Annotated in this window: 15 protein-coding genes; 12 read left to right on the top strand and 3 right to left on the bottom strand. The window is 50.0% G+C overall.

The window, feature by feature from the left end; genetic code table 11:
- The 3 genes from DXA36_RS13505 to DXA36_RS13515 all read left to right on the top strand — a co-directional run bounded on the left by DXA36_RS13505 (position 1) and on the right by DXA36_RS13515 (position 1,930).
- Positions 1 to 873 carry a TPM domain-containing protein gene (locus DXA36_RS13505; RefSeq protein ID WP_118680037.1) on the top strand — a complete coding sequence of 291 codons (873 nt, stop codon included), beginning with the start codon at positions 1 to 3 and terminating at the stop codon, positions 871 to 873.
- Between the two features lie 13 nt (positions 874 to 886).
- The gene (locus DXA36_RS13510; protein ID WP_182479068.1) at positions 887 to 1,510 is read left to right on the top strand and encodes an MBL fold metallo-hydrolase; all 624 of its coding nucleotides are present in this window, start codon (positions 887 to 889) and stop codon (positions 1,508 to 1,510) included.
- A 78-nt stretch (positions 1,511 to 1,588) separates the two neighbouring features.
- Positions 1,589 to 1,930, top strand: coding sequence for an arsenate reductase family protein (locus tag DXA36_RS13515; protein ID WP_118680041.1), 342 nt, complete (start codon positions 1,589 to 1,591; stop codon positions 1,928 to 1,930).
- Between the two features lie 63 nt (positions 1,931 to 1,993).
- Here the strand turns inward: DXA36_RS13515 and DXA36_RS13520 are convergent, their stop codons facing one another.
- A complete protein-coding gene (locus tag DXA36_RS13520) occupies positions 1,994 to 3,286 on the bottom strand; it encodes an ATP-binding protein (protein WP_207666360.1) in 1,293 nt (430 codons plus the stop codon).
- 131 nt (positions 3,287 to 3,417) lie between these two features.
- On the opposite strand from DXA36_RS13520, the gene DXA36_RS13525 reads away from it, so the two are divergent.
- Positions 3,418 to 4,203, top strand: a complete 786-nt coding sequence (locus DXA36_RS13525; RefSeq protein ID WP_118680045.1) for a carbon-nitrogen hydrolase family protein — start codon at positions 3,418 to 3,420, stop codon at positions 4,201 to 4,203.
- A 23-nt stretch (positions 4,204 to 4,226) separates the two neighbouring features.
- On the opposite strand, the gene DXA36_RS13530 is transcribed toward DXA36_RS13525, so the two are convergent.
- A complete protein-coding gene (locus DXA36_RS13530) occupies positions 4,227 to 5,576 on the bottom strand; it encodes an MATE family efflux transporter (protein WP_118680047.1) in 1,350 nt (449 codons plus the stop codon).
- A 255-nt stretch (positions 5,577 to 5,831) separates the two neighbouring features.
- Between DXA36_RS13530 and DXA36_RS13535 the strand changes: the two genes are divergently transcribed.
- The 8 genes from DXA36_RS13535 to DXA36_RS13570 all read left to right on the top strand — a co-directional run bounded on the left by DXA36_RS13535 (position 5,832) and on the right by DXA36_RS13570 (position 14,578).
- Positions 5,832 to 6,476 carry an RpiB/LacA/LacB family sugar-phosphate isomerase gene (locus tag DXA36_RS13535; protein ID WP_118680049.1) on the top strand — a complete coding sequence of 215 codons (645 nt, stop codon included), beginning with the start codon at positions 5,832 to 5,834 and terminating at the stop codon, positions 6,474 to 6,476.
- Between the two features lie 129 nt (positions 6,477 to 6,605).
- Positions 6,606 to 7,970: an MATE family efflux transporter gene (locus DXA36_RS13540; RefSeq protein WP_118680051.1), complete on the top strand. Its 1,365-nt coding sequence runs from the start codon at positions 6,606 to 6,608 to the stop codon at positions 7,968 to 7,970.
- 2 nt (positions 7,971 to 7,972) lie between these two features.
- A complete protein-coding gene (locus tag DXA36_RS13545) occupies positions 7,973 to 10,591 on the top strand; it encodes a glycoside hydrolase family 28 protein (RefSeq protein ID WP_118680053.1) in 2,619 nt (872 codons plus the stop codon).
- Positions 10,592 to 10,593: 2 nt separating this feature from the next.
- A complete protein-coding gene (locus DXA36_RS13550) occupies positions 10,594 to 11,118 on the top strand; it encodes a hypothetical protein (RefSeq protein WP_118680055.1) in 525 nt (174 codons plus the stop codon).
- A 120-nt stretch (positions 11,119 to 11,238) separates the two neighbouring features.
- Complete coding sequence (locus DXA36_RS13555) at positions 11,239 to 11,571, top strand: PadR family transcriptional regulator (RefSeq protein WP_118680057.1); 333 nt, start codon at positions 11,239 to 11,241, stop codon at positions 11,569 to 11,571.
- Entirely contained in the window at positions 11,564 to 11,992 is a 429-nt protein-coding gene (locus DXA36_RS13560) for a permease prefix domain 1-containing protein (RefSeq protein WP_118680059.1), read from the top strand. The genes DXA36_RS13555 and DXA36_RS13560 overlap by 8 nt, the downstream gene beginning before the upstream one ends.
- Positions 11,993 to 12,249: 257 nt before the next feature.
- Positions 12,250 to 13,995 carry an ATP-binding protein gene (locus DXA36_RS13565; protein ID WP_118680061.1) on the top strand — a complete coding sequence of 582 codons (1,746 nt, stop codon included), beginning with the start codon at positions 12,250 to 12,252 and terminating at the stop codon, positions 13,993 to 13,995.
- Between the two features lie 43 nt (positions 13,996 to 14,038).
- On the top strand, positions 14,039 to 14,578 hold the full coding sequence (locus DXA36_RS13570) for a rubrerythrin family protein (protein WP_118680063.1): 540 nt from the start codon (positions 14,039 to 14,041) through the stop codon (positions 14,576 to 14,578).
- 45 nt (positions 14,579 to 14,623) lie between these two features.
- On the opposite strand, the gene DXA36_RS13575 is transcribed toward DXA36_RS13570, so the two are convergent.
- Entirely contained in the window at positions 14,624 to 16,129 is a 1,506-nt protein-coding gene (locus DXA36_RS13575) for a tagaturonate reductase (protein WP_118680065.1), read from the bottom strand.

Here is a 16,129-nt window from a genome sequence, read left to right on the forward strand (position 1 = left end):
ATGAAGGGATATCTGAAATATTTCAGAGTTTATTTTATTATTATATTGGTACTGGCGGTGGTTTTTATCCTCTTATCCCTAGTCAAACCCGGAGAAAAACAGACGGTGCGCAGCAATACGGAATGCACCACCACGGAGCGGGTTTTTGACTATGCGGATAAGCTTACCGAGAAGGAAGAAAACAACCTGCGTGAACTGATTGCCAGGAGGGAAAAGGAAACTGGCTGCGATATTGTCCTGGTGACACTGGACGAATCCCTGGAAGAATATGCCAAAGGCTATGAGGACCGGCTGGGCAGCCTGCAGCCTTACCAGTATACCATGGTGTACGCGGATAATTTCTATGATGAGCATATGTTCGGATACAACAAACCCCAGGGAGACGGCGTCCTTCTGCTTGACAACTGGTACAGGGAGAGCGACGGCAGCGTCTATTCCTGGCTGAGCACCTGCGGCAAAGCCCAGGATCGTTTCAGCAGCTCTATGATCGACGATCTTCTGAACGAGGCGCTGGAAGATGTGGAGAGCAATCCTTACAAGGCTTACACAAAATATGTGAATCTGTTCTATTCTGATATGACGGGCAAAAAAGAAATTCCGGCGGTTCTCATGATCGCTATTGCGGCGGCAGCAACAGCCGTATACATAGGTGTGAATCTGGGCAGGAATAAAGGACGCAAAACCACCGGTGTAACGACTTATGTGGCGGGCGGACATCCGCAGATCCGCAGCCAGAGCGATATTTTTATCAATAAAACAGTAACAAGGCGCCATATCCAGCGGGATGATAACAGCTCCGGCGGTTCCGGCGGCGGAGGAGGCCATGTTTCCAGCGGCGGTGTATCCCACGGAGGCGGAGGACACAGCAGATAAGGGGGTTTTTTACATGAAGCTACAGTATTTGGGACATTCCTGTTTTAAACTAAGCTCCGGTGATTACTCGATTGTGGTGGATCCTTACGAAAATGGTTCCGTACCGGGGCTGAGAGATTTGGATGTGACGGCAAACCTGTGTCTATGCAGCCATGGGCATGGCGATCATCATGGGGACTCCTGCGTGACAATTGCGGAAAGCTTTGTACGCAGCCCTTTCGGCATCGAAGCTGTGGAAAGCTGGCATGATGCGGATTGCGGCCGTAAGCGCGGGACGAATTCCATCCATATTTTCCATGGGGAAGGCATGAAGGTGATCCATCTGGGAGATATGGGCTGCCGCCCCGAAAACTGGCAAATGGAGCTTTTGAGAGAGGCGGACGCCGTTATGGCTCCCGCAGGCGGTTATTATACGGCGGAGCCTTCCGTTGTCAGTGAAGTGCTTAAAGAGATCAATCCCCGGATAGTGATTCCTATGCATTACCGGACAGCTGTGAGCGGCTTTCCGGTACTTAAGACCTGCGAAGAATTCCTTTCTTACTGCAGCGGCGTTGTGCGCTATGAAACCGATACGCTGGTGCTTAACAGGAATAGCAAACCACATACGGCTGTGCTGAAGCAGTGGGCATGCCGGTGACGAATGGCATGCCGGTGAGGAATGGCATGCCGGTAAGGGGAAGGATGTCCCCCATGATTTTTGGATTAGGAGAACAAAGTGAATATACAGATTTTCGGAAAGACAAAATGTTTTGATACGAAAAAGGCCGAACGTTATTTTAAAGAGCGCGGCATACGGTACCAGTATATTGATTTGAAGGAAAAAGGGATGAGTAGGGGGGAGCTGAATGCGGTAAGCCAGGCGGTGGGCGGACTCAGTGCCCTGCTTGATGAAAACTGCAGGGATAAGGATGCCCTGGCAATCGTGCATTACCTTGCGGAAGAGGACAGGGCGGAGAAGCTTCTGGAAAACCAGCAGGTGATCCGGACACCTGTCGTGAGAAACGGAAAGAAAGCCACCGTTGGGTACCGGCCGGAGATATGGAAGGGCTGGGAGTAAATTATGGGAAGAAAAATGGAACAAAAATGCCCGTCACAGTCACAAACAGTGACGGGCATTTACTTAAAGGAGTTCTTTCGTCTTCCGTGCAAGATATAATGGTATATTGGTGATGAGGCCGTTTTTCAGATACCCTCTCTTGGAAAAACGAATGGCATATTCCGGCTGCTTTTCGGCAAGGTAACGTTTGAAAGAGGGTGCAGACTTATCATCGCCGCCCTTTGTTTCCACCGGAATGATATCTGTCCCATACTGGATTACAAAATCAATCTCGCCGCTTTTATCTGAATAATACCTCGGTTCTACCTCAAATTGTCCATGAAGCTGCTGCAGGACATAGTTTTCGGTCAGAGGGCCTTTGAACTGATAGTTATTTTTGAGAAGGATTGCACTGTTGTCCAGCCCGGCCATGTGTTTGAGAAGCCCAGTGTCAAATACAAAAAGTTTGAACTGTTCCATTTTGTCAAAAGCCGAAAGCGGATGCTCCATTTTTGATACATTGTATATGCGGTTGAGCATACCGGCAGATACCAGCCACTCAATCGCTTCTTCAAAGTCTCTGGCCCGTGCGCCGTCACGGACTGCCCCATACATAAACTTTTCATTGGATTTGGCAAGCTGTGATACTATGCTTCGGAAAACCATCAGGATCCGTCCGCTGTTTACCTTCCCGTTGTGCTTGGAGAAGTCATTTTCATACACCTCTATGAGTTCCTTCTGAATCTGTGCTACCTTCGCCGGATCTTTGTACTTGACCCACGAAGAAACACACTCCGGCATTCCGCCTATGATAAGATAGTAGTTGTAGGCTTCCAGAAAACGGTTATGAAAGATTTCCTCGATCTGCTGCCCTTTTTGGATGCTGTCATAATAGGTGCGCAAAGGTGTTTCCGTTGCTTCCAGAAACTCATCAAAGGTCAGGGGATGGATATCCAGCAAATTTACCATACCCACCGGGTAGGATTTAGGCTTTGCAAGCAGTGTTCCCAGAAGGCTTCCTGCGGCGATTACATGGTATTCATTGGCCTTTTCCTTGAAATATTTGAGTGTGTTGAGGGCTTCCGGGCATTCCTGAATCTCATCGAAAATAACCAGCGTTTTTTCAGGCAGAATCTTTTCTCCGGAGATCATGGACAAAAGTTCAATAATTCGGTGCGGGTTTTTGTTTATTTCAAAGATAGATTTCAGCTCCTCTTCTTCATCGAAGTTGAAATAAACATAGCTGTCATAGTAACTCTTACCGAACTCTTTCATGAGCCAGGTTTTGCCAACCTGACGTGCACCTTTCAATACCAATGGTTTCCGTTCGGCGCTTTTTTTCCATTGTATTAAGTCTTTGATTGCATTTCGCTTCAAGGTTATCACCATCCTTCCTGATGCAGATATAGTATAACACTTTTTTCTGAGTTTTACAAAGAATTGAAACACGTTTTTCTAAAAAAATAGCTTGAAAAAAACACGTTTTTACATCATGGGGTGAAATAAATATGCGTATAGGACTTTATCAGTTCCCCGGCAGCGGGGACATGGAGAAAAATTACGGACACATGGAAAAAGCGGTTTTATCTGCGGCATCCCAAAAGGTCCGTTTCCTTGCCTTTCATGAATGTGCCCTTACCGGATATCCGCCGCTGGAAATTCCGTCTGCCGCCGGAGCGGACTATCAGGCAGAGGCGGGATACCGGGAACAGCTTCGCAGACTGTCAAAAGATCAGGGAATGTATATTGCGGCGGGCAGTATGGAAGAAGAAAACGGCCGGTATCGCAATCTCATGCTCCTGTTTTCCCCGGATGGAACGGTGCAAACCTATGGAAAAAGGGCTTTGTGGGGGTGGGACAGGGAAAATTTCATCCCCGGTGCACAAACGGGGATTTTTCAAATTGACGGAATCCGTTTGGGGATCCGGATTTGCTTTGAGGTCCGTTTCCCGGAATTTTTCAGGGAACTGTACAGGAAAAAGGCAGAAGTGTGCCTGGTATCCTTCTGTGATAGTTCCCGGGAGGAAAATACAGCGCGTTATGAGCTGATAAAAGCCCATCTGCGGACACGGGCGGTGGAAAATGTATGTACGGTTTTGTCTGTGAATAACAGTTCCTTCTTCCAGACCGCACCTACCGCAGTTTTCGATCCTAACGGGGCCGTGCTTCAGGAAATGGACAGGCATAAAGAAGGCCTTCTTATTTATGATTACGAAAAAGGGAGCGACACCTTCGGTATGCGTGGGAGGAGGGAGATTTCCGATGAATTACGGAGAAACTGCTCCCATACATAAAGCAAATGTGACGGCAATACGTTTTAATTCTCAAATCCGTGAATCCAGTCCGCTTTCAGGAAATAGATGAGAAAAACAAGGGAACTCAGCGTCCAGGTCAGGGGATATGCCCAGAAAACCACGTTGATGACCGGGATGATTTTTACCGCAATGCTGATATAAGTGATACGGATAATACACCAGCAGCACATCATTACCAGCATGGGGACTGTAGCCTTCCCTGCGCCTCGCAGGATGCCTGCCATGCAGTGGGAAAAGGCAAGTAAAAAATAGAAAAGGGTCACCGTACGGGCCTGAGCGGTACCAAACGAAACCACCTGCGGATCGTTGTTGAAGGCGGCTATCAGGACAGGGGCAAGCCCGTAAATCAGGATACCCACCAGCTCCGCCATTACGACGGAACAAAGGATACCGAAGCGCGCCCCTTTTTTGGCGCGGTCATATTTACCAGCCCCCAGATTCTGGCTGATAAAAGTGGTCATGGACATGGCAAAACAGGTAATGGGCAGAAAACCGAAGCCTTCTATTTTGGAGTATGCCCCGCAGCCCGCCATGGCCATTTTCCCAAAGCTGTTGATATTGGCCTGCACCACCACATTGGCGATGGAAATGATGGAATTCTGAAAACCGGAGGGAAGGCCGTTTTGAATGATCTGCTTCAGGAAAGAGAAATCAAAACGGATCTTACGCAAATGTACCCGGTAATCCTCCGGGCTTCTGGACAGCCGCAGAAGACACAGGATGGCGCTGACAAACTGCGAGATGATGGTAGCCATGGCCGCGCTTCCCACGCCAAAGCCCATGACCCCAACGAACAGCAAATCCAGCAGGATGTTAACGACGGAAGAAATGATCAGGTACACCAGCGGATGCCTGCTGTCGCCCACGGACTGCAGAATTCCTACAAAAATATTATATAGGACAAAGGCAAGGGAACCGCAGAAATAAATCCGGAAGTAAAGGATGGAATTGGGCAGGACATCCTGCGGGGTTCCCATCCAAAGCAGCAGCTGCGGCGTAAGCAAAACACCGATTACCGTCAGTGCGACACCGGCGGCAAGCCCGAAAGCGATGGTAGTATGTATGGCCTTCTGCACCTTATCAATCTGCCTCGCCCCATAGTATCTTCCGATGACCACTCCCGCGCCTATGGCGATGCCGTTAAAAAAACCCACCAAAAGGAAAATCAGGCTGCCGGAAGAACTGACGGCGGCAAGGGCTTCGCTGCCGAGAAAGTTCCCTACAATTAAAGAATCTGCCGTGTTATAAAGCTGCTGGAAAAGATTCCCCAGAAAAAGAGGAACAGCAAATGCTATAATCTTTTTCCAAATCGAACCTTCCGTCATCAGTGTAGTCTTAGATGCTTTATCCATACCACTTCTCCCTGTCTTTCGTTTTTCCTTCTAAAATAACAGTTTACTGCGGCGGCTTAATTTTAACCGCCAATTTTCTATTATATCACAGGAAACCGGAAAAGAAAGCCTGAACTGTTGCAGAGGTGTAGAATATGCATGATTAAGGGAAAGAAAAGACAAGCAAAAACATAAAAAATACGGTATAATTTTAGCAATACAGCCGGGCAGGAAAAACAGAATAACCGCCGGCCGAGTTTAAGGAGGATATTGGGAATGAAAATTGCATTGATTAACGAAAACAGTCAGGCGGCAAAGAATGCCCAGGTGGAGGCCGTTCTTAGAAAAGTAGCGGAGCTGAAAGGACATGAGGTGTTCAATTACGGAATGTACGGTGCGGAGGATACCCACCAGCTTACCTATGTACAGAATGGTATTCTGGCCGCCATTCTGCTGAATTCCGGAGCGGCCGACTATGTGGTTACAGGCTGCGGCACCGGTGAAGGGGCCATGCTTGCCTGCAACGCTTTTCCCGGCGTGCTCTGCGGACATATTGTGGATCCTTCCGATGCCTATATGTTTTCCCAGATCAACGATGGGAACGCTATTGCCCTTCCTTTTGCCAAAGGCTTTGGATGGGGGGCGGAGCTGAACCTGGAATATATTTTTGAGAAGCTGTTTGAAGGCGAGAGCGGACAGGGATACCCCAGGGAACGGGTAATCCCGGAGCAGCGCAACAAAAAAATCCTGGATGAGGTAAAAAAGGTTACCCATAATGATCTGTGCACGATTTTGAAAAATCTGGATCAGGATCTGGTAAAGGGCGCCATTGCCGGTGACAGATTCCGTGCGTATTTTTTTGCAAACTGTAAGTGTGATAAAATCGCGGCCTGTGTGAAGGAACTGCTGGAGAATAACTGAGAAGCGGCGGTGCCCGCTTGTTGTACACAAAAGCCAGGAAAGACCGGCAGAACCTCCGGGCGGGAGTGGAACCCCGTTGGCGGCTGCCGGTTTTCCGGTATAGGCCTGCACAGGAAAAGGAGAGGGAGCATGGCAGCCTCAGATATGACAAAAGGAAGCATTGCAGGGCATCTGATCCGGTATTCGGTGCCGCTCGTGGTTGGGAACCTGTTTCAGCTTGCTTATAATGCAGTGGATTCCATCATTGCAGGAAGGTTTATCGGAAAAGAAGCGCTGGCAGCCCTGGGAACGGCAGGGCCGGTTATGAATATCATCATTCTCGGGATATCCGGTATCTGTATGGGAGCAGGAGTCCTGATGAGCGGCTTCTTCGGTTCCGGCCGTAAGGAGGAGCTGAAAAAAGAACTGTCCACCACCCTTTTGTTCGGCCTGTATTTTTCCCTGGCGGTCGCCGCATGCGGCATCCTTTTTGCCCGGCCCCTGTTAGTTCTGCTCCGGGTGCCGGACAGTGTTCTGGATGATGCCTGCGTATATCTTACGATCATTCTTTCCGGGGCACCCTTCACCTACTTTTATAATGCGCTTGCAGCGGCTCTGAAAAGTGTGGGTGATTCGGGCACACCGGTCAAGTTTCTGATGGTTGCTTCCCTGCTGAACGCAGGGCTGGATCTCATATTTATCGGTTTCCTGGGGTTTGGGATTGTCTGTTCTGCTGTAACCACCGTTGCCGCGGAAAGTGTATCGGCAATTCTTACCTGGATCTACATAAAAAAACGGGTCCCTTTGCTTCATCCGGACAAGGAGACCTTTCGTATCGATCCCGGACTTCTGAAGAAAACGCTCCGTTATGGGGGCGTTACGGCGCTCCAGCAGGCTTGCCAGCCGGTTGGCAAGCTGCTGGTCCAGGGAGCGGTAAATCCTTTAGGGGTGGATGTGATAGCCGCTTTCCAGGCGGTGAACAGAGTGGATGATTTTGCGTTTACCCCGGAACAGAGCATTTCCCATGGGATGACTACCTTTACCGCCCAGAACCTGGGCGCGGACAGGACACGTAAGGAGAGGGAAGGGCGGGTACGCGACGGCCTGCGGATAGGGCTGCTGATGGAATTCCTGTACTGGATTTTCATTTTCCTGGTGGTTTTCCTGGCCCGGGAACCGCTTATGAAAGCATTTGTAAGCGTCGGGGAAGGCGGGACTGTGGTGGAACTGGGAAGCAGATATCTGAAGACCATGGCATTTTTCTATCTTTTCCCGGCCTTTACCAATGGGCTGCAGGGGTATTTCCGGGGGAGAGGGAAAATGGGGATAACATTGGCAGGCACCTTTATCCAGACGGGCATAAGAGTGGCGGTTACCTATGTGACGGCTCCGGTTTTGGGGATATACGGTGTGGCATTTGCCTGTGCGGCGGGCTGGAGCGTCATGCTGCTTTTTGAGGTGCCGTATTTACTCATTTCCGGAAAAAAAGAAAAAGGCTGCAGAAGGGAAGAATAAAAATGGGTATAAAAACAGCAACAGGAGCCTGCCTGCGGGCAGAGGATCTGTACCGGGAAAAAAGATATGTAATTACCGCATACGGAGCCGTACCCGGGGGAAATCCAGTGGATAACACAATGGGGATAAACCAGGCGATCGCTGCTGCCGCAGAAGACGGCGGCGGAACCGTGGTGGTACCGGAGGGAGAGTTTAAGACCTATACGATCCGGCTCCGTTCCGGGGTAAATCTTTGTCTGGAAAAAGGAGCCGTTCTTCGTGCCGCACGCACGGATATCCGCCATTCCTATGAAAAACAGGAGGGGGAAGGCGGTAACTATGACCGGCCGGAGGAAAACCGGTATGTGGGAATACAGGATCACGGACATACCTATTTTGCAAACAGTCTGCTATACGGAGCCGACATTTCCGATATCATGCTTTATGGGGAAGGCATGATTGACGGCAGCTGTTTTGACAGCGGTTACCGTACGTATGTGCTGCAGGGAGGCGATCCTGAAGAGCCGGAATACAGGCGGGATCCGGGAGTGGCGGGAGAAAACGGCGAATGGTTCGGCAACAAGGCGATTGCCCTGGTGCGCTGCTGTAACGTAGTGATTAAAGGGATTTCCGTAGTTATCGGCGGTCATTTTGCCATCATAGCCGAAGGGGTGGAAAATATGCTGGTGGAGGATGTCCTGGTGGATACCACCAGGGATGCGCTGGACGTGGACTGCTGCCGGAATGTAACCGTCAGAAACAGTGTTTTTAACTCCCTTACCGATGATGCGCTTGTTATGAAGGCATCCTTTGGGGCGGGGAAATTTATGCCTCTCAAAAATGTGCTTATAGAGGACTGTAAGGTGAGCGGCTATGATGCGGGAAGTGTTTATGCGGGAGTATATACCCGGGAAAAGCTGGTGGCGGCAGATCGCGGCGGCCCCACAGGAAGGGTGAAGCTCGGAACCGAATCTACCTGCGGTTACGAACAGGTAACCATACGCAGGGTACGGTTTGAACGTTCCCGGGGATTTGCCCTGGAGGCGGTGGACGGATCGGACCTGAAGGATATTCTTTTTACGGACTGTGAAATGCATACTATCAGCAGTTCCCCCATTTTTATCCGCGCGGGAGACAGGTGCCGTTTTCCTGTCACCGGGAACAGCAGCGAAGAACGGACGGAGGCCGGAAAAGGGAATGTGCGTCTGGACAACCGGAAATGGGTCCTGCCCGACAGGGACGGCTATATCCGTTATCCGGCCCTGCGGTACAGCCCTTCTTACAGGAAAGAACGGAAAGTTACCATTGACGGGCATTCTTCTTTCTTGGTAGTGAATCCGGACGCTCCTGCCGCAGTGAATGAAGCGAACCTTCAGCGGGAGGGGGATAGCTGTTACGGAAAACGGTATTGTTCCTCCGCCGGCGCCTATGAAGCGGATCGGGAAAAGCCCCTGGCGGCATGGGAGGAGCCTTGTTATGCCAATGCCTGCGGCAGCGGCCATATGGCGTGCGTTTCTGATATTGAGATCAGCAATGTGACAATTACCAATGCGGATCCCAGGTATCCTATCCTGGTAATGGGCCTTGCAGACAGCCCTGTCCGCCGGGTATGTATGAAAAATATCCGGGTGGAATACCGGGGAGGCCTGTCCATGGAGCATGCGGCGGAGCAAAGACAGCTCAATACCAACTGGGATTATGTCCAGTATGGAGCAAAACCCTGCGTACAAAGCCTGCCCTGGCTGGTGAATACATTTTTCCTGAAGGAGGAAGGCCTGCTTCCCCGGGCGGACTGGGACAGGGAAACGGGCGGCTGGAAAGCAGATCCCTACAACGTGCCGGAGCTTCCTTATGTTTATCCGGAACCGGAAAACTGGGGCATTCTCCCGGCATATGGATTGTATGCAAGACATGTGGAGGATTTGACTCTGGAGAAAGTGTCTTTTACCTGGAAAACAGAGGACGGCCGGCACGCGGTGGTGCTGGACGACGCCTCCCGCGTCAGACTTTCGGAAATAACCGCAGATAGCAAGGCGGGAGTGGAGCACGCCGCCGTCGTGGCAAGCGCTTTCCGCAGGCCCACAGGCAGGGAATATATCCTGCACCAGCCTTATATGAGGACCGAGGTGAGGGATGCGGTCTTTCCCCCGGACTGGCAGGTGAAAAAGGTGGAAATTACCGCACCTGCCCCCGGGACGCCTCCGGATGAATATTATCCGTACCCCACGCTGCCCTGCCCGGAGAATGGGTACAGTTATCCGGTAGAAACGGACAAATATCCGCTGCCTCTCACCGTTTACCGTCCCTTTTTTGCCATGCCGGCAAAATATGAGGGCAGAACCGGCGAAGAAATCAGAATACCGGTTAAGGTACGTAATCCCGCTTCCGAAATTTCAGAAAAAGAATGGAATGGGCGTATATACAATGAAACGGCGGAAGTCTGTGATTATGGGGTAAAGGGCCGGAAAATAGACATGAAAATCACTGCCGATGAACTGCCGGAGGGTGCCGTTTTCCTGGAAGATCAGATGGAAATCCGGTGGACTCCCGGAAAAGGCCAAAAAGGGGAATTCCGAATCCGGCTTACAGTGGATGACGGGATATTGGCGGAGTATGGGGAATGTAAGGTGGTGATCCGCTGACTATGAAATATAAAGGAAAAATATATAAAAAAATAATTCTTCTGGGAAATTCCGGAAGCGGGAAAAGCTGGACGGCGCAGAGGATGGGCAGTAAAACGGGATATCCGGTTATTTATCTGGATAAAGAATGCTGGCAGCCTGGCTGGAACTATCCTCCGGAAGAAGAATGGCAGGAGAAAAACAGGGCTTTCATTCAGGGCAGCGAATGGATCATAGATGGAAATCATCATGAAACCCTGCAAATGCGGATAGAGGCGGCCGACTTAATTCTGTTCTTTGATATTAACCGGCTTCTCTGCATGTACCGTGTATGGAAACGTCATGGACATAAGAGGATCGATCTTCCGGAATACCTTGAGGAAAAAAGAGACAAAGAATTTTTTCGCTTTCTGAAGTGGATATGGCAATTCCCGGAAAAATGCAACCCGGGGATCCTGGCTATGCAAGAGAAGTATCAGGATAAAGATTTCCTGATTTTCCACAGCAGAAAAGATGCGGAAATCTTTTTGGAACAGATAGAAGGATAAGCACAAATAACAATTGACATACCTAGATAATCTATGTAATATATAATGCATAGATTATCTAGGTATTTTTTGCCAAACATAAAATTTTGCTTTTCGGTACCTACAGAAAGGAGGCAGCAAATGGATAAGAAAATGATGGCGGTGGGAACCTCCATGCTTCTTCTGAAGCTTTTGGAAAAGGAGGAAATGTATGGCTATCAGATGATTAAGGAATTGGAGGAACGCAGTGAGAAGGTGTTTTCCCTGAAGGAGGGCACCCTGTATCCTCTGCTGCATATGCTGGAGCAGCAGGGAGATATTGAGAGCTTTGAGCAGCCTGCGCCTACCGGGAGAGTGCGCAGATATTACCGGATTACCCCCAAAGGGAAAAAGACGCTGACAGGGAAAAAAGCGGAATGGTCGGCCTATGAAAAAGCGGTTAATCTGGTTCTGGGAGGTGTGGTCCATGCATAAAAAAGAAGATGTGAATATGCCAGGTGATGCCGGAAGCCAGGATGCGGCCCTGTTTTTAGCGGATGTGGAAGCGCAGATACAGTACAAGCCTGCGGCAAAACGTGCGGGAAGAGAATTGTATGCGCATATGGAGAATAAGGCGGAGGAATACCGGCAGGCCGGTATGGGAGAGGAGGAGGCCATGAGCCGGGCGGTAAAGGACATGGGGGATGCATCGGCTCTGGGCGTTATGCTGAATCAGACCTGCCTTCCGGATCCCCAGCGGTTATATGCTTGCCATGCAGGCAGGATTGTATTTTTCCGGAAATTTCGGATTCCAATTCGCCTGGTTTACCACCCTTCCGTTTCTTTCAGAAGGACTGGCCAGTATAGTGGTCAATATGATTCTGGCAGGACTGATCGTTTCTGCCTGCGGCTATGATCATTTGGTGGAGGAAACGGAAGAACGGAAAGCCTTCCGTCCTTTTACAGAGCCTCATTCTGCGGTGAAGAAGAAAAAAATAAAAAAGAGTTACCTATTATTTAATTTTCAAAGATAATTTGTCGAAATGTACATGGTATGATATAATCTGGTTAAGGTCCGAAAAGGACATAGCGGAAACACATGGACAAAAGACAGACGGTTTGGATGGGCAATGAATACCGGTCAGTGCTTTTCATGTGTCTGGGAGGATTCACATGGAGGCAGGTAAGAAAAGCGGCACCATAAAAAAGGCAGTGCAGAAAAATGTGACACGTCTGATAGCAGTTCTGCTTATTTTTGTTTTTTTCATCATCAGTACAACATCCTTTTCCACGATAGCCCATATGCAGGGAAATGCGAGGGTGATTAATTATGCCGGGATAGTCAGAGGGGCTACGCAGCGTCTTGTGAAGCAGGAAATGAACCATACGCCAAACGATGAGCTGATCCGATATCTGGACGGAATCATTTCGGAGCTTTCAACAGGGGAAGGGGAATATGGGCTGACTGCACTTCCGGATCCGGACTACCGGAAGCTGCTTGAGGAACTGAGCGGTGAGTGGATTGCGTTAAAGGCGGAAATCGCGCAGGTGAGACAGGACGGGGATGTGCAGCGCCTGTTCGAAATGAGCGAAAATCATTTTAAAACGGCTGATCGCCTGGTATCGGCTGCGGAAAAGTATTCGGAACAATGTGTCATCTCCGCAAAGGAGACCCTGGTGAGCTTTAATGCAGGCTTTATCTTTCTGGGTATTTTGTTTCTTGTATACGGCCATTGGCAGAAAAAAATGCAGCGGGCGCTGGATTCGGCGGAAAAAGCAAGCCAGGCAAAAAGTGAGTTCCTTTCTTCCATGTCCCATGAAATACGGACGCCGATGAACGGGATCATAGGCATGACGGAAATCGCAAGGCGATCCCTGGACGACAGGGACAAAGTGATGGATTGCCTCAAAAAAATAGACCTGTCCTCCGGTTATCTCCTGACGCTGATTAACGACATTCTGGATATGTCCCGGATAGAAAGCGGCAAGGTGGAGCTTGCCGATAAGCCGTTCCGGGTGACGGAGGTTTTGGAGCGTATATATGTGATGTTTAACCAGAAAGCGGAGGACGGCGGCATAGAATTCAGCATCCATTATGACAATCCCGCTTTGGAAAATGTGATCGGGGATGATCTCAGGCTCAGCCAGATTCTGGTAAATATTATTTCCAATGCCATGAAGTTCACACCGGCCGGGGGGAAAGTGACCGTGGATGTAAAGGAGCAGGCGGCAGGGCCGGATAAGACTGCCCTGGAGTTCCTGATATCGGATACCGGCATCGGCATAAGCAAAGAATTCCAGGCAAAGCTGTTTGATCCCTTTGAACAGGAGCAGTCCGTTACATCAAGGCAGTATGGGGGGACGGGGCTGGGACTGGCGATCAGCCAGAATTTTGCCAGGATGATGGGCGGAAAAATCACAGTTGACAGCAGGCCCGGAGAAGGTTCCCAGTTCAAAGTATCGGTGGTGCTTGGGCGGGGCAAGGCGGATGCGGCAGAGGAAAAACCTCTTGCAGCGGCTTCCGTACAGGCGGCCGACAGCCTTTCCGGTCTCCATATCCTTCTGGCGGAGGATAATGCCATTAACTCGGAAATCGTTACCTTTATGCTGGACAGCAGCGGAGCCGTGGTGGATGCCGTGTTTGACGGGAAGGAAGCGGTGGATACCTACAGGGATTCCTCCGTCGGCTACTATCAGTGTATACTCATGGATATCCAGATGCCCGTACTAAACGGGCTGGAGGCCTGCCGCAGGATACGGGAGATGGATCGGCCGGACGCAGGAAGCGTGCAGATTATCGGCCTTTCTGCGAATGCCTTTATGGAGGATGTGGACAGGGCCAGGGAAAATGGAATGGATGGTTATCTGACAAAGCCGGTGGATATGGATAAGCTTCTGGAAATGATAAGTAACGGCTGAGCACCGTTTTTCATATGATAAAAGAAAAGCGGCTGATGGAATTATGGATTTTAAAGAAAGTGAAACCTATAAAAACCTGGAGAAGGCCTATACCGGGGAACTGCTCGCAGGTACGAAATACAGAATTTACGCCCGTATTGCCAATAAGGACGGCTTCCGGCAGATGGGTTCTATTTTTGAAGAAACGGCAGGAAATGAACAGGAGCATGCGGAAGTATGGCTGCGCATGCTGAATGAAGGCGCCCTGCCGATGCTGGATGAGATTCTTGCGGATTCCCAGGCAGGTGAAAAGAGAGAATGGACGGAAATGTACCGGGATTTCGCGGAAACGGCGGAAAAAGAAGGCTTTGTGGATATTGCCCGGCTGTTCCGCAGGATTGGGGAAGTGGAAAGACACCACGATTTCCGTTTCCGGCAGCTGGCTGAGAATCTCAGGAACGGAGAGGTTTTCTGTAAAGAAGAGGAAGAGGTATGGATCTGCATGAACTGCGGTTTTGTGGTATTTGGGAAATGTGCCCCTGAAAAATGTCCGGCCTGCGGTTATCCCCAGGGTTACTTTGAATTAAATTGTGAAAATTATTAAAATAAAGAGGAAAGAACGATGCTGTCGTTCTCTCCTCTTTTTGGCTCAGGCCAGACAATCCTGCATTAACCGGTAAGCGCCTTTTTCCAAAATGACCTTTAAATCTGCGCATACAGCTGTTTCCAGTCCGGGCAGGCAGGTCAGATCCATCCCCCAGAAGCCGCTTTGGCAGCATACCGCATGAACCAGATCCTCCGGGCTGTCATTCTTATGGGCGGCGAAGAACTCCAGGATATCCCTGTCATCGGAAACCGGATACCGGTTGCCCTTCGGGCGGGTACAGGTCAGGCCGCTTTCCGTGAGATCGCCGCCCCCGTAAAACGCAATATAGAAGGCGAGGGAAGCGGTAAGACATACCGGAAGGCTTCCTTTCGTTTCGATATAACCCTTCAGGGAAGGAAGAACTCTCGCTTTCCATTTGGAGGTGGAATTCAGGGAAATGGAGAGGAGGGCATGGTCGATATAAGGGTTGCGGAATCGTTCCGTTACAGAGGCGGCAAAGTCCTCCAGTTCTTCCCTGGGCAGGGTGAGTGTGGGAATGATTTCCTGGTAGATGGCTTTATTCATAAAGCCCCGGATAACCGGATCTTCCATACAGTCACGGACGATATCCTGTCCTGCAAGGTAAGCGCCGAGAACCATAGAAGTATGGGCGCCGTTAAGGATACGTACCTTGCGCTGCTTATAGGGCTTATGATCCTCCGTTACCAGAATGGGGAGGCCTGCCTTTTCAAAAGGTAGTTCCTCCTTGATGGATTGCGGGCCTTCGATAACCCAGAAGCCAAATACTTCTCCGGTATCCATCACGTTATCTTCGTAGCCGTTTTCCTCATTCCGTGCTGCGGCTTCCGCTCTGGGAAAACCGGTAACAATGCGATCCACCAGGGTAGAACAGAAGATATTTTCGTCCTGTATCCATTGTACAAAATCGTCGCCAAGCCCCCATTGCGCCGCATACTTCAGCACACATTTTTCCAGTTCCTTCCCATTATCGTCAATCAGCTCACAGGCAAGGATCAGGAAGCCTTTCCCCGGTTCCCCGCCAAAGGTCTGAAAACGGCGGTATAAAAACTGGGTGAGCTTGCCGGGGTAGCTTGCTGCCGGACGGTCCTCAAAACGGCAGGAGGGATCATAGGTAATCCCGGCTTCCGTGGTATTGCAGGAAATAAAGCGCAGCTGCGGATTTTCCGCACAGGCCATTACGGCTTCGAAATCGGTGTAAGCGTTCAGACAGCGGCTCACACAGGATATCACCCTTTTTTTATTCACTTTTTCCCCGTTTTCACAACCGCGCAGATACAGGGTATACAGTCCCTCCTGTTCATTGATGGCGTCCTTCAGATCAAAAGCGCCCGGAATGGGGGCGATGGGCTGAACCAACACAACCTTGGACTGGAAAGCGGCTTTTTCATTCATGCTGTCAATAAAAAAATCCACAAACGCGCGCATGAAGTTGCCTTCCCCGAATTGGATGATCCGTTCGGGTGCTTCTTTCAGAAGATAGCCGGTAAAGCCTTTTTCTTCCAATGTCCGGTACGATAATTTGTTCAT

Source organism: Eisenbergiella sp. OF01-20 (assembly GCF_003478085.1).
In the GTDB taxonomy this organism is placed as follows: Bacteria; Bacillota; Clostridia; order Lachnospirales; family Lachnospiraceae; genus Eisenbergiella.